The following is an 18,099-nucleotide window of genomic DNA, read 5'->3' as shown; positions in this document are numbered from 1 at the left end:
TCCATCAGGTAAACCCGATCCTCGAGAGAACAACTCACGATCGGAGAACCATGTCCGTCACAACCGCGCGACCCCGTCGTGTCGCCCTCATCGCGGTCGCCGGTGCCGCGGCACTGTCCGTCGCGGCGTGCAGCTCGACGAGCAACCCACCGAGCACCACGACGTCGTCGAGCAACGCCAGCACCACCGCGGGCTCCCCGACCTCCAAGCCGCCCGGCGGTACCACGACGTCGACGCCACCCACCGGCGAAGCCCGCGTCATCGGGCTGATCGCGTCGGTGGCGAACAACTCCGCGCAGGTCACCAAGAAAAAGGGCAAGGCGACGGTCAACTTCAACGACTCGACGAAGGTCACCGAGGAGACTTCGGGCGCGCTCACCGACGTAACCCAAGGCAGTTGCGTCACCGTGACCACTGCTCACGGACACAGCGGCGACCCGGTCACCGCGACGTCGGTTCGCGTCAGCCTCGCCGTCGACGGCAAGTGCTCGCAGGGCAAGGAGTCGCCGACATCGAGCCCGTCGCCGAGCCCGTCTTCGAGCCCGTCACCAAGTCCGTCGCCGAGCCCGTCAAAGCCGAAGAAGGGACCGATCGAGGGCTCCGTTGCCTCCGTCGCGGGCAACACCATCAACGTCACCACCACCGATGCCAGCGGCGCCACCTCTCAGACGGCGGTGACCGTCAACGACAAGACCAAGTACACCAAGCAGTCGCCGACCAACACGCAGGCGATAACTCAGGGCAAGTGCCTTACGGCGAAGGGCACCAAGGAGGGCAGCGGAACCCTGCAGGCGACAACGGTCGACCTGTTCGCGGCCGACAACGGTAGATGCCGGGGCGGCGACCACGACTAGGCGGATTTCCGGCGCAGGGGCAGCTCGACTGTGGGGCTTATGGACGGGAATCGCTGACGGGAAGCGTCCATCACCCCCACACTCGGCGAAGCGCCCGCGGCGCTCAGACGGTGAAGCCGAGGGCGCGCAGCTGCTCGCGCCCGTCCTCGGTGATCTTGTCCGGTCCCCACGGCGGGTTCCAGACCCAGTTGATCCGCAAGTCGTTGACCAGGCCGGTGCCGACCAAGGCGCTGCGTGACTGATCCTCGATGACGTCGGTCAGCGGGCACGCCGCCGAGGTCAACGTCATGTCGATCAGGGCGACGGTGCCGTCGTCGCCTTCCTCGACGTTCAGGCCGTAGACCAGCCCCAGGTCGACGACGTTGATCCCGAGTTCCGGGTCGACGACGTCGCGCATGGCCTCTTCGAGGTCGGCCAGCAACTCTTCGTCGGGTGCGGCGGTTTCGCTCACTTGTCAACCTCCTCGAGGCTCGCGCTCGCCTGGGCCAGCGCATCCTTGAAAGCCATCCATCCGAGCAGCGCGCACTTCACCCGCGCCGGGTATTTGGCCACTCCCGCGAACGCTACTCCGTCGCCCAGGACATCCTCGTCGCCCTGCACGGTTCCGCGGGAGGACACCATTTCGGTGAACGCGTCGATGGTCCTGAGCGCCTCCGGCACGCTCTGCCCGATCACCTGCTCGGTCAGCACGGACGTCGCGGCCTGACTGATCGAACAGCCCTGCCCGTCATAGGAGATGTCCGCGACGGTCAGACCGTCGCCGGAGAGCGCCACCCGCAGCGTGACCTCGTCGCCGCAGACCGGGTTGACGTGGAACACCTCGGCGCCGAACGGTTCGCGCAGCCCGCGGTGATGCGGGTGCTTGTAGTGGTCCAGGATCACATCCTGGTAGATCTGTTCGAGCCGCAACGTCAGGTTCTCCCGAAAAAGTCCAGCGCGCGCCGGACGCCGGCCACCAGGCGATCGACCTCGTCGAGCGTGTTGTACACCGCGAACGACGCCCGCGCCGTGGCCGCGACGCCGAACCGGCGGTGCAGCGGCAGCGCGCAGTGATGCCCGACCCGCACGGCGACGCCGTCGTCGTCGAGCACCTGCCCGACGTCGTGCGCGTGCACCCCGTCGACAACGAACGACACCGGCGACCCGCGGTCCGTCATCGCCATGGGCCCGACGATGCGGACGCCGCCGATCCCGGACAGGCCCTCGATGGCGGCGGCGACCAACTCGCGTTCGTGGGACTCGACGGCCGCCATGCCGATGTCGCCCAAATACCGCGCGGCGGCGGCCAACCCGACGACCTGCGAGGTCATCGGCGTGCCCGCCTCGAAGCGCTGTGGGGCGGCCGCATAGGTGGACGACTCCATGGTGACGGTTTCGATCATCGAACCGCCGGTCAGAAATGGCGGCAGGGCGGGCAGCAGGTCGCGGCGGGCATAGAGCACGCCGATGCCGTTGGGCCCCAGCATCTTATGGCCGGAGAAGGCGGCGAAGTCGACGTCCAGGGCGTGCAGGTCGACCGGTTGGTGCGGCACCGACTGGCAGGCGTCCAGCACCGTCAGCGCGCCCACTTGCTTTGCCCGACTGACTAATTCGGAAACCGGAGCCAGCGCCCCGGTGACATTCGAGTGGTGGCTGAAGGCGACGATCTTGACGTTGGTGTCGAGCGCCAGCGAGTCCAGGTCGATGCGGCCCTCGTCGGTGACGCCGAACCATTTGAGGGTTGCACCGGTGCGACGAGCCAGCTCCTGCCACGGGACGAGGTTGGCGTGGTGCTCCAGTTCCGTGGTGACGATGACGTCACCGGGGCCGACCGCCCGCTCGAACCGACTGTCCCCCAGCGCATACGACACGAGGTTCAGCGACTCGGTGGCGTTCTTGGTGAACACCAGCTCGTCGGTGTCGGCTCCGACGAACGCCGCGATGTCGGCGCGGCCCTGCTCGTAGGCGTCGGTGGCCTCCTCCATCAGCTGGTGCGCGCCGCGGTGCACCCCGCCGTTGGAGGTGAGCACGAACTCCCGCTCCGCATCCAGCACCTGCAACGGCCGCTGCGAGGTCGCACCGGAATCCAGGTAAGCCAACTGGTTACCGCCGCGCATCACCCGCTTGAGGATCGGGAAGTCGGCCCGAATGGCAGCGAGATCCAGCATGGTTAGGCTCCGGCGGTAGCGGCCTGAGTGAAGCGCACGTAGCCGTTCTGCTCGAGCTCGTCGGCCAGCTCCGAGCCGCCGGATTCGGCGATGCGGCCGCCGACGAACACGTGCACGTACTCCGGATGGATGTAGCGCAGGATGCGGGTGTAGTGCGTGATCAGCAGGATCCCGCCGTGCTGGGCTTCGGCGTAGCGGTTCACGCCCTCGCTGACCACCCGCAGCGCGTCGACGTCCAGGCCGGAGTCGGTCTCGTCGAGGATGGCGATCTTGGGCTTGAGCAGCTCCAGCTGCAGGATCTCGTGGCGCTTCTTCTCACCGCCGGAGAAGCCCTCGTTGACGTTGCGCTCAGCGAAGGCCGGGTCGATTTCGAGCGAGGCCATCGCCGCCTTGACCTCTTTCACCCAGTGCCGCAGCTTCGGCGGCTCGCCCCGGATGGCCGTGGCCGCCGAGCGCAGGAAGTTCGACACCGACACGCCGGGCACCTCGACGGGGTACTGCATGGCCAGAAAGACGCCGGCCCGCGCGCGCTCGTCGACGCTCATGTCCAGGACGTCGGCGCCGTCCAGGGTGATCGAACCCGAGGTGACCCGGTACTTGGGGTGGCCGGCGATGGCGTAGGACAGCGTGGACTTGCCGGAGCCGTTGGGCCCCATCAATGCATGTGTCTCACCGGATTTCACGGTCAGGTCGACGCCGTTGAGGATGGGGATCTCGTTGTCGGTGTCGCCGACGCTAACGTGCAGGTCTTTGATTTCCAATATGGTCATGAGGCCGTCTTTTCCGTCAATTCGAGTTCGTGTTCGATGGCCGCGGTCAGGCGTTCCCGAACCTCGGGGACCGCGATCTTGGAGATGATTTCGCCGAAGAAGCCGCGGATCACCAGGCGGCGGGCCTGCTCCTCGGGGATGCCGCGGGAGCGCAGGTAGAACAGTTGCTCGTCGTCGAAACGCCCGGTGGCGCTGGCGTGCCCGGCGCCGGCGATCTCGCCGGTCTCGATCTCGAGATTGGGCACCGAATCCGCCCGGGCGCCGTCGGTGAGCACCAGGTTGCGGTTCATCTCGAAGGTGTCGGTGCCGGTGGCCTCGGCGCGGATCAGCACGTCGCCGATCCACACCGTATGCGCGTCGGGCAGCGAAGACGACGGATCTCCTTGCAGCGCACCCTTGTAGAGCACGTTGGAGCGGCAGTCGGGCTGCGCGTGGTCGACCAGCAGCCTCGACTCGAGGTGCTGCCCGTCGTCGGCGAAGTACAGACCGAGCAGCTCCGCGTCGCCGCCGGGCCCGGCGAACCGCGCGTTGGCGGCAATCCGCACCACCTCGCCACCGAGCGTGACGGTGACATGCCGCAGCACCGCGTCCTTGCCCAGCCGGGCGTGGTGGGCGCTGACGTGCACGGTGTCGTCAGCCCAGTCGGCGATCCAGATCACGGTGAGCCGGGCGGCGTCGGCGACGACGAATTCGACGTTGTCGGCGTAGGTTCCGCTGCCCCGATGGTCGACGACGACGACGGCCTCGCCGAGCTCCTCCACGCGAATCTGCAGGTGCCCGTACGCGGTGGCACCCTTGCCCGGCCCGGTGACGGTGATGTTCACCGGCTCGGCGACCTGCGTGTCCCTGCCCACCGTGACGACCGTCGCGGAGTTGAACGACGAGAACGCCTGGGCCGCAACGCGGTCAGCCGGCACGCCGCCCTGGCCGAGCCGCTCGTCGCCGCGGCGCGCCGTGTCCACGGTCACCCCGGGCTGTTCGGCGACGACGATCTGCGCGCTGCCGGACGACTTCGCTGACCCGTCGTGCAGTCCGCGCAGCCGCTTGAGCGGCGTGAAACGCCACAGTTCGTCGCGGCCGTGCGGCACTTCGAACGCGTCAACATCGAAGGAGGAGAACAACTCCCCCTTGTTTAGCGCGGTTGTCATCCGACCGCGCCCTCCATCTGCAGCTCGATCAGCCGGTTGAGCTCCAGCGCGTACTCCATCGGCAGTTCCTTGGCGATCGGCTCCACGAAGCCGCGCACCACCATCGCCATGGCCTCGTCCTCGGTCAGCCCGCGGCTCATCAGGTAGAACAGCTGGTTATCGCTGACCTTGGACACCGTCGCCTCGTGCCCCATCGTGACGTCGTCCTCGCGGATGTCGACGTAGGGGTACGTGTCGCTGCGGCTGACCGTATCGACCAGCAACGCATCGCATTTCACGCTGGACTTGGAGCCGTGCGCGCCCTTGTTCACCTGAACCAGCCCGCGGTACGACGTGCGGCCGCCACCGCGCGCCACCGACTTGGACACGATGTTGCTCGACGTGTTGGGTGCCAGGTGCAGCATCTTCGCGCCGGTGTCCTGGTGCTGGTCCTCACCGGCGAACGCCACAGACAAAACCTCACCCTTGGCGTGCTCGCCGGTCATCCAGACCGCGGGGTACTTCATGGTGACCTTCGAGCCGATGTTGCCGTCGACCCATTCCATCGTGGCCCCCGCCTCGGCCCGGGCCCGCTTGGTGACCAGGTTGTAGACGTTGTTCGACCAGTTCTGGATCGTCGTGTAACGGCAACGGCCACCGGGCTTTACGATGATTTCCACGACCGCGGAATGCAGCGAATCCGACTTGTAGATGGGCGCGGTACAGCCCTCGATATAGTGAACGTATGCGTTCTCATCGACGATGATCAGAGTTCGCTCGAACTGCCCCATGTTCTCGGTGTTGATCCGGAAGTAGGCCTGCAGCGGGATGTCGACGTGCACGCCCGGCGGGACGTAGATGAAACTGCCGCCGGACCACACCGCCGTGTTCAGAGCGGAGAACTTGTTGTCCCCGGCCGGAATCACCGTGCCGAAATACTGCTGGAAGATCTCGGGATGTTCACGCAAACCGCTGTCGGTGTCCAGGAAGATGACGCCCTGAGCCTCCAGGTCCTCACGGATCTGGTGGTAGACGACCTCGGAGTTGTGCACCACTAAGCCTTCGGCGACAAAGTTGTGCGGACCGTCCACCTCGATGTCGTACACGGGCTCGACCTCGTAAGGCTCGATCGCCTTCACCCGCTCGAACCCGAGCCAGTCGTCGGTGTGGGCGCGAATCGTCGTCCCGTGCGAGCCGTTGGACGAGTGCATGTACTTGCGGCGCCCGAAGCGGTCGGTCCGCTTCGGATTGCGGCAGCCGAGCCGCTCGAAGTCACCGGAAATACCTAGCCGCCACGCGATTTGCATGCGTTCCGGGGCGTGCCGGTAGGGCTGCGTGAAGGACCATGGCCCGCGCGCGCGGAGACCCGATAGCTCCGCCAATTCCCGACCCTGTCGCAGCATCGGCTCGTTGGCGCAGGTCAGCAGGACCGAGCCGCTGTTGTCCGGCCCCACATATCCGTCGGCGTCCACCCAACCGCCGAGGAACGCCAGCCGCTGCTCGACAGGTAGGCCGTAAACCCAGTCCGGCACGCGCTTGGTCGGCGACAGCCCGCCGAAGCCCAGCGCCACGATCCACTCGGTCAGCGCCTTTGAGTTGACGACGATCCGGTACTCGTCGGCCGCAATGCAACGCAGCCCGAACAGCTCCTTGACGACGCGAGTCACCTCGGCCCGCAACGCGATATCCGTCGCGGGGATGGCGAGTTGCATCCGATACGTCTTCGTCGAGAGATGCAGATTGCCGTCGCCGATGTAGAGGCCCAGCAGCCACATCAGGTCGACTGAGCTCATCGCGGGAGTGGCCAATCCGGAAACAGTCGGAAGTTCAGCCGCGACACCGAATTCCGGCAGCTGACGAGGAACGGCGATGAAGTCGCCCGCCTTGAGTTCCCCGACGGTCACCCAACGCCGGGCATAGCGGGCGCGCTGCCGACCTTCCTTGCGCTCGTCACGCAGCACCAGCATCGGGTGGTTGTCGGTCGCGCGGATGCTGCGCCGTGTCGTCGTGATCCGGTGCGTCAGGCGGGTGTCCGTCTGCGCGGCGGCCTTGACCGGCGCCACGACGAAGCGCTCGGTCATCTCGTCGTAGGCGAACACGCGGTCGCCGTATTCGATCTCCTTGATCGCGACCTCGCCGCGGTTGGCCGTCCACACCAACGTGTCACCGGCGAGGCATTCGTACTGTGCGGCCACACCAGCCACCAGCCGTTGCTTTTCCGCTTCAGGAATTCCCAGCCGGTCATAGGTGTTGCGGATGTCCTCGGGCAGCTCGTCCCACGACGCCGCCTGCTTTTCCGTCGAGCGCACGAAGTACTTGATGTTGTCGAAGTCGATGCCCTCGAGGTTGGAACCCCAGTTCGGCATCGGCTTGCGGTCGAAGATGCGCAGCGCCTTGAGCCGGGTGTTCAGCATCCACTCCGGCTCGCTCTTCTTCCCCGAGATATCGCGGACGACGGCCTCGGACAGGCCGCGCTGGGCGCTCGCGCCCGCGACGTCGGAGTCCGACCAGCCGTAGCCGTAATTGCCCAGCGAGGCGATCGCCTCGTCCTGGGTCAGCGGCTCAGCGGGACGTGCGGCTTCGAGTGTCATGCGGACGCTCCTTTGGTGCTTGTGGTGGCTGGGCGCGGGCTGGGCGCCGGGATGAGTGGCACATGGGTGGTGCAGGCGCAATCGCCGTTGACGATCGTCGCCAACAACTGGACATGGGTGCCGAGCACTTCGGCCATGGCCTGCTGCTCGGCCTCGCACAACTCCGGGAATTCCTCGGCAACATGGGACACTGGGCAGTGGTGCTGGCAGATTTGCACACCGTGTATCGGCCCGCCCACGCGGGTCGTGGTGGCGACGTAGCCGGCCTGGGTCAATGCGCCGGCGATCCGCTCGGCCGCGGCTTCCACGGCCGCCTCGTCCGAGCCGTCGGCCGGGGCGACGTCGGCCAGGATCGTGTCGATGCGACGACGGGCAAACAGCTTGACCGCGTCGTCACCGCCGAGTTCACGCAATTGGCGTATCGCGGCCGACGCCAAGTCGTCATACGAGTGGTCCAGCTTGGCCCGACCGGCGCTGGTCAGCCGGTAACGCTTGGCGGGTCGCCCGCGCCCCACCGTCTGCCATGCCGCCGCGGGTGCGGATTCGGCGTCGCCGGCATCGATCAGCGCGTCAAGATGACGTCGCACGCCGGCGGGCGCCAAGCCGAGGCGGTCACCGATTTCCGTGGCCGTGATCGATCCCGATTCCAGCAGCAGCCGCACGATGGCGCGGCGGGTGTGACCATCCGACCCCGCGGCACCGGCCGCCGGCACAGCAGCATCCAGCTCGGATTGGATTTTCACAACACCAGTGTGTCGCAATTCCGGCGATCGGTCTAGCAAGGGTGCCCTTACGTGACGAGGGCAACAGCGGTTGCCGAGAATGCCGCTACGCTGCTCTGATGGCAGCCCGCCACCACACCCTGAGCTCGTCGATCGCCAGTCTGCACGGCGATGAGCAGGCGGTGGGTTCGCCCCTCAACGACACCGAGCTCACCGCGCTGCGGCGCACCCGCCTCTTCGGCGCTACCGGCACGGTACTCATGGCGATCGGGGCGCTGGGCGCCGGGGCCAGGCCGGTCGTGCAGGACCCGACGTTCGGCGTCCGGCTGCTCAACCTGCCGTCGCGGATCCAGACCGTCTCGCTGACGATGACGACGACCGGCGCGGTCATGATGGCGCTGGCCTGGTTGATGCTCGGGCGGTTTGCCCTGGGTGACAGGCGGATGTCCCGCGGCGACCTGGACCGCACCCTGATGTTGTGGATACTGCCGCTGCTGATCGCGCCGCCGATGTACAGCAAGGACGTCTATTCCTACCTGGCCCAGAGCGAAATCTCGCTGGAAGGGCTCGACCCCTACCGGGTGGGTCCGGCGTCAGGACTGGGCCTCGGCCACGTGTTCACCCTGTCGGTGCCCAGCCTGTGGCGCGAGACGCCGGCGCCCTACGGGCCGATGTTCCTGTGGATCGGGCGCGGCATCTCCGCCCTCACAGGGGACAACATCGTCGCCGCCGTCCTGTGCCACCGGCTGGTGGTGCTGTTCGGTGTGAGCCTGATCGTGTGGGCGGTGCCGCGGCTGGCGCGGCGCTGCGGCGTCGCGGAGGTCAGCGCGCTGTGGCTGGGCGCGGCCAACCCCCTGCTGATCATGCATCTGGTCGCCGGCATCCATAACGAGGCGCTGATGCTCGGTCTGATGCTGAGCGGCGCCGAGTTCGCGCTGCGCGGCCTGGACTCGCCGCGGCTGATGCCCACGTCGTGGCGGGTCGGCCCGGATTGGGAACCGCTGGGCATGCTGGCGGCGGGCGCGATCCTGATCGTGCTGTCGTCGCAGGTGAAGCTGCCGTCGCTGCTGGCGCTGGGGTTCGTCACGATGGCGCTGGCCTACCGCTGCGGGGGCACTTTCAAGGCGCTGCTGCTCTCCGGCGCCGCGATGTCGGCCTTGGCGTTGTCGGTGATGGCCGTCGTGGGCTGGATCAGCGGGCTCGGTTTCGGGTGGATCTACACGCTGGGCACGGCCAACGTGGTGCGCAGCTGGATGTCCCCGCCGACGCTGCTGGCGCTGGGCACCGGGCAGGTCGGGATCCTGCTGGGCTTGGGCGACCACACCACCGCGGTGTTGTCGCTCACCCGCGCCATCGGCGTGCTGATCATCATGGTGATGGTCTGCTGGCTGCTGCTGGCGGTCTTCCGCGGCCGGCTACACCCGATCGGCGGGCTGGGCGTCGCGCTGGGTGTCACGGTGCTGCTGTTTCCCGTCGTGCAGCCGTGGTATCTGCTGTGGGCAATCATTCCGCTGGCCGCCTGGGCGACCCGTACCGGCTTCCGGGTCGCGGCGATCGTTGTGACGCTGGTGGTGGGCATCTTCGGGCCGACCGCCAACGGCGACCGCTTCGCGCTGTTCCAGATCGTCGACGCCACGCTGGCCAGCACGGTCATCGTCGTCGCGCTCATCGCGGTCACCTATCGCCGGCTGCCATGGCGCGCGCTCACGACGGTCGCGGTCGGGAGCCCGGCCGGAGGCCCGGCGCCGCCCCAACCGCAGGCCCCGAAACCGGAGCCGGCACCCGACGCCTACGCTGATTCCACGTGAGCTCGGTCGTGCGGCTGCGTGGTGTCAGCAAGCAATACGGGAGCACCAAGGCCGTCGCCGACCTCGATCTGGACGTGCACGCCGCCGAGGTGCTGGCCCTGCTGGGCCCTAACGGCGCCGGAAAGACGACGACGGTCGAGATGTGCGAGGGCTTCGTGCGACCGGACGCCGGGACCATCGAGGTGCTCGGTCTGGACCCCATCGCCGACAACGCCCGGCTGCGCCCGCGGATCGGGGTCATGCTGCAGGGCGGGGGCGGCTATCCCGCCGCGCGCGCCGGCGAAATGCTGAACCTCGTGGCCGCCTACGCCGCCGACCCGCTGGACCCGCAGTGGCTGCTGGACACCCTGGGCCTCACCGACGCCGCGCGCACCACCTATCGGCGGCTCTCCGGCGGGCAGCAGCAGCGGCTCGCGCTGGCCTGCGCGCTGGTCGGCCGCCCCGAGCTGGTGTTCCTCGACGAGCCCACCGCCGGCATGGACGCCCACGCCCGGCTGCTGGTCTGGGAGCTGATCGACGCGCTGCGGCGCGACGGCGTGACCGTCGTGCTCACCACCCACCAGCTCAAGGAGGCCGAGGAACTCGCCGACCGACTGGTCATCATCGACAACGGCGTGACCGTCGCCGCGGGTACCCCGACGGAGCTGATGCGTTCCGGCGCGAAGGACCAGTTACGGTTCACCGCGCCGCCACGGCTCGACCTGTCCCTGTTGTCCACCGCGCTGCCGGAGGATTACAGCGCCACCGAGGTGACCCCCGGTGAGTACCTGGTGGCAGGCCGGGTAGACCCGCAGGTGCTGGCGACCGTGACGGCTTGGTGCGCGCAGATCAACGTGCTCGCCACCGATATGCGCGTCGAGCAGCGCAGCCTCGAGGACGTGTTCCTCGACCTCACCGGCAGGAAGTTGCGGTCGTGACCGAACCGAGCGTGTTCCCCGCGGGCACCTTCACCCCCGACCCACGCCCCAACGCGGTGTCCAAGATGCTGGCCGCCCAGGTCAACCTCGAGCTGAAGCTGCTGCTGCGCAACGGCGAGCAACTGCTGCTGACCATGTTCATCCCGATCACGCTGCTGGTGGGGCTCACGCTGCTGCCGTTCGGTTCGTTCGGCCACGACCGCGCGGCCACGTTCGTCCCGGCCATCATGGCGCTGGCGGTCATCTCCACGGCGTTCACCGGCCAGGCCATTGCGGTCGCGTTCGATCGCCGCTACGGGGCGTTGAAGCGGCTCGGGGCCACACCGCTGCCGGTCTGGGGGATCATCGCCGGCAAGTCGCTGGCGGTAGTCATCACGGTGTTCCTGCAGTCGGTGATCCTGGGCGCCATCGGCTTTGCGCTGCACTGGCGGCCGTCGTTGGCGGCGTTGGCGCTGGGGGGCGTGGTGATCGCGCTGGGCACCGCGGGTTTCGCCGCGTTGGGCCTGCTGCTGGGCGGCACGCTGAAGGCCGAGATCGTCCTCGCCGTGGCGAACCTGATGTGGTTCATCTTCGCCGGATTCGGCGCGCTGACCCTCGAGACGCGCATGGTCCCGACGGCGGTCAAGTGGGCCGCCCGCCTCACGCCGTCCGGAGCCCTCACCGAGGCGCTGTCGCAGGCGATGACGCTGTCGGTGGACTGGTTCGGGATCGTCGTCCTGACGGTGTGGGGCGCGCTGGCCGCGCTGGCCGCGCTGCGCTGGTTCCGCTTCACCTGAGCGCGCGGGGCTTGCTTGGTGGGCCTGGGCCTGGGCCTGGGCCTGGGCCTGGGCCTGGGCCTTCCCGCCGCCGCCCCGTTCACTCTGCGCTCACTGCGGCCCCCACTCGAACTTCTCCGCAGTAGACGCAGACTCAACCCGCCCACGCGCCCCAGCCCGTCGCCGCCCCGTTCACTCTGCGCTCACTGCGGCCCCCACTCGAACTTCTCCGCAGTAGACGCAGACTCAACCCGCCCACGCGCCCCAGCCCGTCGCCCGCCGAGTTCACTCTGCGCTCACTGCGGCCGCCACTCGAACTTCTCCGCAGTAGACGCAGACTCAACCCGCCTCAACCCGCCCACGCGCCCCAGCCCACGCGCCCCAGCCCACGCGCCCCAGCCCACGCGCCCCCACGCCCGTTTCTACTACGCAACGTAGTTATCGCTACGATCGACCGGTGCCCGTCGGAAGAACGCTGCTGCGGTTGGTGGACCTGCTCCCCGACCCCAGCCTCCGGGTCCAGCGGGCGATCGCCGCGGCCGTCATCCTGACGCAGGGCGGCATCGCCGTGACCGGCGCCATCGTCCGCGTCACCGCGTCCGGACTGGGCTGCCCCACATGGCCGCAGTGCTTCCCGGGCAGCTTCGTCCCGGTCGCGGTCGCCGAGGTGCCGCGGATCCACCAGGCGGTCGAATTCGGCAACCGGATGATCACCTTCGCCGTCGTCATCACCGCCGCGCTGGCCGTGCTGGCCGTCACCCGGGCCCGCCGCCGCACCGAGGTGCTGGTCTATGCCTGGCTGATGCCCGCCTCGACGGTCGTGCAGGCCGTGATCGGCGGCATCACCGTGCGCACGGGGCTGCTGTGGTGGACGGTGGCCATCCACCTGCTCGCGTCGATGACCATGGTGTGGCTGTCGGTGCTGCTCTACGTCAAGGTCGGCGAACCCGACGACGGCGTGGTGCAGCGGCGGGTGGCCAGGCCACTACGGGCGCTCACCGCACTCAGCGCGCTCAACCTGGCCGCCGTGCTAGTGACCGGCACGCTGGTGACCGCGGCCGGACCGCACGCCGGCGACAAAAGCCCCAGCCGGACCGTGCCGCGGCTGGAAGACGAGATCACCACCCTGGTGCACATGCACTCGTCGCTGCTGGTGTCCTACCTCGCCCTGCTGGTCGGGCTGGGGTTCGGACTGCTGGCCGTGCACGCCGGCAAGCCCGTGCTGCTGCGACTGGCCGTCCTGGTGGCCCTCGTTTTCGCGCAGGCCGCCGTCGGCACGACGCAGTACTTCGCCGGGGTCCCGCCCGCCCTGGTCGCCCTGCACGTGGCCGGCGCCGCGGCGTGCACCGCGGCCACCGCCGCGCTGTGGGCGTCACTGCGCGAACGGGCTCCGATGCGAGAACGGGCCGAGGCCGAGCCGCTCCAGGGCTGACTCGACGCCCAGCGCGAACTCGCGCTGGGCGAGGTCGCGGGTTTCGTCGTCCAGGCTCAGCCACCCCAGCGACGGCTCCACCAGCTGCAGCTCGAGCAGCCGCGCGTCGTCAGGTCCGCCGACGACATGCGCCCGCGCGTAGAGCAGCTCACTCGGGTCGATGCTGACCTGGCGCGCCGCGGCGGTCAGCGCGGCGGCGCCGACGTCCCAGATCTCGAAGTCGGGGTCCGTCTGCCGCAGCGCTCCGCCCTTTTGCGTGAAGGCGTGCGACGGCTCGCCGCACAGGAAGACGAGCGCGGTCTCGGGAGCCGAACCGCAGGGCTGTACCAACACGCTGCGGCCGGCGTCGTGCAGTTCGGCGACGCGCTTGGCGGCCGCGGAGCGGTCAGTGCAGCGCCGCGCGCCCGGGCCGATGGTGGCGCTGACGTACACCTGGCCCGAGCGCGGCCAGCGGACCCGCTCCCCCGGCGCGAAGGTCTCACCGGGCACCGTCGGGACGTCCTGGCCGGCCAGGTCGTCCAGATAGCGGCGGTCGGCGTTCCAGGCCACCGCGCCGGGCGCGTTGAGCAGGTTCTTGACGCTGAGCGTCCAGGCCAAAAACTCGCCCAGCCGGTCAGCGAAATCGGCCGTGGCGCGCAGGATTACCAGATCCGCGCGGCTGACTTCGGGATCGTCCCAGGACAGCCAGTGCGCGTGCAGACCGCGGTGTCGCAGCGCCGGGACCAGCCCGGCATCATCGCCGTCGCCGGCGACCCGTTGCGGACAACCGGCCAGCACGATGCGGGGATGGAAGGTGTCTGGGCGGGCAAGTTTCATTGCCGGGCATGATATCCGCATGCATGCGATCGAAGTTTCCGAAACCGGCGGACCCGATGTCCTGCGCTACGTCGAGATCCCGCAACCCGCCCCCGGGCACGGCGAGGTACTGATCGAGGCCGAGGCGATCGGCGTCAACTTCATCGACACCTATTTCCGCTCAGGGCAATACCCGCGCCCACTGCCGTTCGTGGTCGGCTCCGAGGTGTGCGGCACGGTCGTCGCCCTCGGGGACGGCGACGACGGCGGCGGCCTGGCCGTCGGCGACCGGGTGATCAGCGCCTCGGCCAACGGAGGCTACGCCGAATTCTGCACCGCCCCGGCGTTTTTGACGGCGAAGGTGCCCGACAGCGTGCCCTCCGATGTGGCGGCGTCGGCGCTGCTGAAGGGCCTGACCGCGCATTACCTGCTGAAGTCCGTGTATCCGGTGCAAAGCGGCGACGCCGTGCTGGTGCACGCCGGGGCGGGCGGCGTCGGGCTGATCCTGACGCAGTGGGCGACCTACCTGGGCGCGCGGGTTATCACAACCGTTTCGACTCCGGAGAAGGAACGACTTTCCCGCGAGGCCGGCGCCGCGGAGGTGCTGCGCTACCCCACCGACGCCGGCGCGTTCGGCGGCCAGGTCCGGGCGCTGACCGGGGGCGTCGGGGTGGCCGCAGTGTACGACGGCGTCGGCGCAACGACGTTCGACGCCAGCCTGGCCAGCCTGGCCGTGCGCGGGACGCTGGCGTTGTTCGGCGCCGCCAGCGGACCCGTCCCGCCCGTCGACCCGCAGCGACTCAACTACGCAGGTTCGGTGTACCTGACGCGGCCCTCGCTGGCGCACTTCATCCGCGGCGGCGAGGAATTCAGCTGGCGGGCCGCCGAACTGTTCGACGTGATCAGCAGCGGAGCCGTCACCGTCGAGGTCGGCGGACGCTACCCACTGTCCGATGCGCGTCGCGCCCACGAGGACCTGGAAGGCCGCAAGACGACTGGCTCCGTCGTGCTGCTGCCCTAGCGTTTCCCCGCCGAGCACCCTTAGCGCGGGGGATCCCAGCTCCCGGGGATCAGCGGAACTCGCGGGCCACCGCCGAATTCGTCGCCGGTCAGCACGGTCAGTCCCGCGGCTTGTTCCGTCTCCGTCGGCACGGTCCCCGCGAACCCCAGCTGCCCCGCCGCCGAATCCGAGGCCACGGTCCCACCCGGGTCGACGGCGTCGTCCAGGTCCGCGTATGCGTCGGCGTAGTCGTGCAGCGCGCCCTGCTCCCGTCGCCGCTTCCGCGCCTTGCGGCGTTCGGCGCTGGAAGCCGCGACGGCCGCGCTGTCCGACTCCGGCGCCTTCGCCCGCGCGCTGGCGCCGACGACATGACGCCCGCCCGAGCCGAACCCGAGGCCGGGGCCGCCGCCCACCGCGTAGGGCATGAACCCGGGGCCGGCCGGACCCGACGGCGGTGCGGACGGCGGCGACGGGCTCGCGACCGTGCTCGCCGTGGATGTCGGGACGCTGGGTGGCGCGCCGGCGGCGGTCGCGCCGGCGAGCGCGGGAGCCACGCTGACGGGGGCCCCAGCCGCGGTAGACACCGCGACGACGGGGCCCAGCACCGTCGCGGCGGACGGCGCGGCCGCGGGCAGGCCGGCCAGCGCGGCCAGCGCCGCCAGGCCGGAGACCGCCCCGATGCTGGGCAGCGTCGACAGCATCGACCACAGCGGCGACGACGCGATCGCGGCGGCCAGCACCGGATGCGCCACCAGATAGGTGATCATCTGCGCCGGGGTGATGCCGGCGAGGGACTGCAGGGCCGCCACCGGATTGTTGAGCAGTAGCTGCAGCCAGTCCCCCAGACCCCCGAAATCCTGCATGTACAGGAAGAGCCGGGACACCCAGTAGCCGTACTGGGCCGGCGTGTACGAGGCGTACGGGATCCCGTTGAGGGTGCCGTTGGCGGGATCCCAGTCCAGTCCGATCAGCCGCAGCAGCTGCTGGAAGACGACCCGCGGCAGCTGCTGCGGCGAGGTGGTGGCCGCCGACGTTTGCGCTTCGGACTGCAGGATCCGCGGCGCCGGAGTGCTCTGTGGGGCCGACGCGACCGCCGCGTCGGAGGCGGCCTGATACGTCGCCATCGCGGTGGCGGCCTGAATCCACATCCGGACGTAGTCGGCCTCGTTGAGTGCGATCGGAATGGTGTTGAGGCCGAAGAAGTTGGTCGCGACCAGCACGCCGTGCAGGACGTGGTTGGCGGACAGCTCGGCCAGCGTCGGCATGGCCGCCAGCGCGGCGGCGTAGGCCACGGCCACCGCCTCGTGCCGAGCGGCCGCGGCAGCGCTGTTCGCACTGGCCAGGGTGAGCCACCCCAGGTAGGGCGCGTGCGACGCGGCGTAGGCCTGGGCGCTGGGGCCCTGCCACGCCCCGCTGTCCACGGACGCCAACAGGGCGCTGAGTTCGTCTGCTATCGAGGCATATTCGGCGCTCAACGAGTCCCATGCCCCGGCCGCGGCCAACAACGGCCCGGGCCCGGGCCCAGTACTCAGCGACGCCGAATGTACCTCCGGAGGCGATGCCATCCAGAGGGGCGCGGTCATCGTCAGCCCGTGATAGGCGGATACGACGGCGCGGTGCCGACCGACGCACAGCAGGTGTCTGGACCCTTCCGAACGACACACAACGTCATCCCAGACACTCCTTCCGTCGTTGGCCGGCCACGCAGAGAGCCGCTATTACACAGACATCCGATATCGCTACTGGTGGTGTCGCAAATCGGGGCACGGACGGGGCCCCTCCACGGCTGGCGCCGCCACGAACACCGCTTGCGCCCCGCGGATACGGAAACTGTTGCGGTTGTTGGCATTCCGACTCGGGCATCGCGCGGACACGTCAGCGCCCAAGGCGCGGCCGGGCCTTTCGCGCGAGCAGACGCAAAAGCACCGTTCTCGGCCGAAAATGGGGGCTTTCGCGTCTGCTCGCCAAGCCTGGTCAGAACAGCGTCGGCAGCGCGATCACCGAATCGACGGCCAGCGCGCAGAACACCAGCGCCAGGTAGTTGTTCGACTGCAGGAAAAGTCGCAGCGGCTTCACCGGCTCGCCCGCGCGGACCCCCGCGTACAACTGGTGCGCCATCGCCAGGAACCACACCCCGGCCAGCACGGCCACCGCGGCGTACAGCCACCCGGCGGCCAGCGCCAGCACCAGCGTCGACAACACGGTCAGCCACGTGTAGATGAGGATCTGCCGGGTGACCTGACGCTCGGTGGCCACGGCCGGCAGCATCGGCACCCCGGCCGCTTTGTAGTCGTCTTTGTACCGCATGGCCAGCGCCCAGGTGTGCGGCGGCGTCCAGAAGAAGATGATCGCGAACATCGCCAACGCCGGCCAGCCGATGGTGCCCGTGACCGCCGACCAGCCGATCATCACGGGCATGCACCCGGCCGCGCCGCCCCACACCACGTTCTGCGAGGTTCGGCGCTTGAGCAGCAGCGTGTAGACGAACACGTAGAACGCGATGGTCGCCACTCCCAGCAGGCCCGACAGCAGGTTGGTGGTCCACCACAGCCAGACGAACGAGCCGACACTCAACACCAGTCCCAGGACCAGGGCGTTTCGCGTCGGTACCGCCTCACGGGCCAGCGGCCGTCGCGCGGTGCGCTTCATCACCTTGTCGATGTCGGCGTCGGCCACGCAGTTGAGGGTGTTGGCGCCGCCCGCGGCCATCATGCCGCCGATCAGCGTGTTCAGGATCAGCAGCGGGTTCACGTGGCCGCGGTGGGCCAGCAGCATTGCGGGTATCGCGGTGACCAACAGCAGCTCGATCACCCGGGGTTTGGTCAGCGCCAGGTACGCCAAAACCGTGCCGGTCATCCGACTCGGCGCGACGCGCCCGCGAACGCTCACGCATTTACTCCTCGGGGTCCCACCAGCAGCGCGCAGCTTCTACTACACACGATGGTAGACAGCATGGCCACGGTCTCCGCGCCGCAGGGTCGATTCCAGCCAGATTTTCCCCAGATCGCGGGCCTGATCGCACAGCGTAGGCGACCGACGCGTAATTTTCACCACGGGTTTACCGGGCCGGCTCCGGGTACTCGATAACTCGAACGCCGGAGAATCCAGCACTGCAATAGCAACCCTCACCGCACTAGGGTGAGGATTGATCAGCTTCACGCATCCACGGACTGACCAAGGA

General features: G+C 68.9%; 15 protein-coding genes and 1 pseudogene. 6 read left to right on the top strand and 10 right to left on the bottom strand.

Going from position 1 to position 18,099, the window contains the following annotated elements:
- The first annotated feature begins 50 nt into the window (after positions 1-50).
- A complete protein-coding gene (locus AC5Y5V_RS08640; protein WP_499932836.1) occupies positions 51-854 on the top strand; it encodes a DUF5666 domain-containing protein in 804 nt (267 codons plus the stop codon).
- A gap of 103 nt (positions 855-957) precedes the next feature.
- Here AC5Y5V_RS08640 and AC5Y5V_RS08635 read toward each other — a convergent pair whose 3' ends face one another.
- From AC5Y5V_RS08635 to AC5Y5V_RS08605, 7 genes and pseudogenes are all read right to left on the bottom strand, one after another.
- Positions 958-1,305, bottom strand: coding sequence for a metal-sulfur cluster assembly factor (locus AC5Y5V_RS08635; protein WP_499932833.1), 348 nt, complete (start codon positions 1,303-1,305; stop codon positions 958-960).
- Positions 1,286-1,769 (bottom strand): annotated as a pseudogene (sufU, locus tag AC5Y5V_RS08630) (Fe-S cluster assembly sulfur transfer protein SufU); the annotation flags it as partial. The gene AC5Y5V_RS08635 and the pseudogene sufU, both read right to left, overlap by 20 nt.
- A complete protein-coding gene (locus AC5Y5V_RS08625) occupies positions 1,766-3,001 on the bottom strand; it encodes a cysteine desulfurase (RefSeq protein WP_499932830.1) in 1,236 nt (411 codons plus the stop codon). The gene AC5Y5V_RS08625 and the pseudogene sufU, both read right to left, overlap by 4 nt.
- Before the next feature lie 2 nt (positions 3,002-3,003).
- The gene (sufC, locus tag AC5Y5V_RS08620) at positions 3,004-3,771 is read right to left on the bottom strand and encodes a Fe-S cluster assembly ATPase SufC (protein ID WP_499932828.1); all 768 of its coding nucleotides are present in this window, start codon (positions 3,769-3,771) and stop codon (positions 3,004-3,006) included.
- Entirely contained in the window at positions 3,768-4,919 is a 1,152-nt protein-coding gene (gene sufD / locus AC5Y5V_RS08615; protein WP_499932826.1) for a Fe-S cluster assembly protein SufD, read from the bottom strand. The genes sufC and sufD overlap by 4 nt, the downstream gene beginning before the upstream one ends.
- A complete protein-coding gene (gene sufB, locus AC5Y5V_RS08610; RefSeq protein WP_499932823.1) occupies positions 4,916-7,489 on the bottom strand; it encodes a Fe-S cluster assembly protein SufB in 2,574 nt (857 codons plus the stop codon). Before sufB ends, sufD begins: the two co-directional genes overlap by 4 nt.
- A complete protein-coding gene (locus AC5Y5V_RS08605; protein WP_499932968.1) occupies positions 7,486-8,313 on the bottom strand; it encodes a helix-turn-helix transcriptional regulator in 828 nt (275 codons plus the stop codon). Before AC5Y5V_RS08605 ends, sufB begins: the two co-directional genes overlap by 4 nt.
- Positions 8,314-8,330: 17 nt before the next feature.
- Between AC5Y5V_RS08605 and mptB the strand changes: the two genes are divergently transcribed.
- The 4 genes from mptB to AC5Y5V_RS08585 all read left to right on the top strand — a co-directional run bounded on the left by mptB (position 8,331) and on the right by AC5Y5V_RS08585 (position 13,123).
- On the top strand, positions 8,331-10,019 hold the full coding sequence (gene mptB / locus AC5Y5V_RS08600) for a polyprenol phosphomannose-dependent alpha 1,6 mannosyltransferase MptB (RefSeq protein ID WP_499932820.1): 1,689 nt from the start codon (positions 8,331-8,333) through the stop codon (positions 10,017-10,019).
- On the top strand, positions 10,016-10,936 hold the full coding sequence (locus AC5Y5V_RS08595) for an ABC transporter ATP-binding protein (protein WP_499932818.1): 921 nt from the start codon (positions 10,016-10,018) through the stop codon (positions 10,934-10,936). The genes mptB and AC5Y5V_RS08595 overlap by 4 nt, the downstream gene beginning before the upstream one ends.
- Entirely contained in the window at positions 10,933-11,712 is a 780-nt protein-coding gene (locus AC5Y5V_RS08590; protein WP_499932816.1) for an ABC transporter permease, read from the top strand. The genes AC5Y5V_RS08595 and AC5Y5V_RS08590 overlap by 4 nt, the downstream gene beginning before the upstream one ends.
- 463 nt (positions 11,713-12,175) lie before the next feature.
- A complete protein-coding gene (locus AC5Y5V_RS08585) occupies positions 12,176-13,123 on the top strand; it encodes a COX15/CtaA family protein (RefSeq protein ID WP_499932966.1) in 948 nt (315 codons plus the stop codon).
- Here the strand turns inward: AC5Y5V_RS08585 and AC5Y5V_RS08580 are convergent.
- A complete protein-coding gene (locus AC5Y5V_RS08580) occupies positions 13,064-13,939 on the bottom strand; it encodes a DcsG N-terminal domain-containing protein (RefSeq protein ID WP_499932814.1) in 876 nt (291 codons plus the stop codon). The genes AC5Y5V_RS08585 and AC5Y5V_RS08580 overlap by 60 nt on opposite strands.
- 19 nt (positions 13,940-13,958) lie before the next feature.
- On the opposite strand from AC5Y5V_RS08580, the gene AC5Y5V_RS08575 reads away from it, so the two are divergent.
- A complete protein-coding gene (locus AC5Y5V_RS08575) occupies positions 13,959-14,939 on the top strand; it encodes a quinone oxidoreductase family protein (protein ID WP_499932812.1) in 981 nt (326 codons plus the stop codon).
- Positions 14,940-14,959: 20 nt separating this feature from the next.
- Here AC5Y5V_RS08575 and AC5Y5V_RS08570 read toward each other — a convergent pair whose 3' ends face one another.
- Entirely contained in the window at positions 14,960-16,501 is a 1,542-nt protein-coding gene (locus AC5Y5V_RS08570) for a PPE family protein (RefSeq protein ID WP_499932810.1), read from the bottom strand.
- A gap of 391 nt (positions 16,502-16,892) precedes the next feature.
- Positions 16,893-17,807, bottom strand: coding sequence for a heme o synthase (locus AC5Y5V_RS08565; RefSeq protein WP_499932808.1), 915 nt, complete (start codon positions 17,805-17,807; stop codon positions 16,893-16,895).
- Positions 17,808-18,099 lie beyond the last annotated feature (292 nt).

The sequence above is a fragment of the Mycobacterium sp. NGS68 genome (assembly GCF_059812195.1).
The sequence above is the reverse complement of the archived record's forward strand: the minus strand, read 5'-3'. Positions and strand labels throughout refer to the sequence as shown.

What these genes read in the sequence shown, in the direction of transcription:
- AC5Y5V_RS08640 (WP_499932836.1), top strand. Translation starts at nt 51, where the DNA reads ATGTCCGTCACAACCGCGCGACCCCGTCGTGTCGCCCTCATCGCGGTC.
- AC5Y5V_RS08625 (WP_499932830.1), bottom strand. Translation starts at nt 3,001, where the DNA reads ATGCTGGATCTCGCTGCCATTCGGGCCGACTTCCCGATCCTCAAGCGG.
- sufC (WP_499932828.1), bottom strand. Translation starts at nt 3,771, where the DNA reads ATGACCATATTGGAAATCAAAGACCTGCACGTTAGCGTCGGCGACACC.
- sufD (WP_499932826.1), bottom strand. Translation starts at nt 4,919, where the DNA reads ATGACAACCGCGCTAAACAAGGGGGAGTTGTTCTCCTCCTTCGATGTT.
- sufB (WP_499932823.1), bottom strand. Translation starts at nt 7,489, where the DNA reads ATGACACTCGAAGCCGCACGTCCCGCTGAGCCGCTGACCCAGGACGAG.
- mptB (WP_499932820.1), top strand. Translation starts at nt 8,331, where the DNA reads ATGGCAGCCCGCCACCACACCCTGAGCTCGTCGATCGCCAGTCTGCAC.
- AC5Y5V_RS08580 (WP_499932814.1), bottom strand. Translation starts at nt 13,939, where the DNA reads ATGAAACTTGCCCGCCCAGACACCTTCCATCCCCGCATCGTGCTGGCC.
- AC5Y5V_RS08575 (WP_499932812.1), top strand. Translation starts at nt 13,959, where the DNA reads ATGCATGCGATCGAAGTTTCCGAAACCGGCGGACCCGATGTCCTGCGC.
- AC5Y5V_RS08570 (WP_499932810.1), bottom strand. Translation starts at nt 16,501, where the DNA reads ATGACCGCGCCCCTCTGGATGGCATCGCCTCCGGAGGTACATTCGGCG.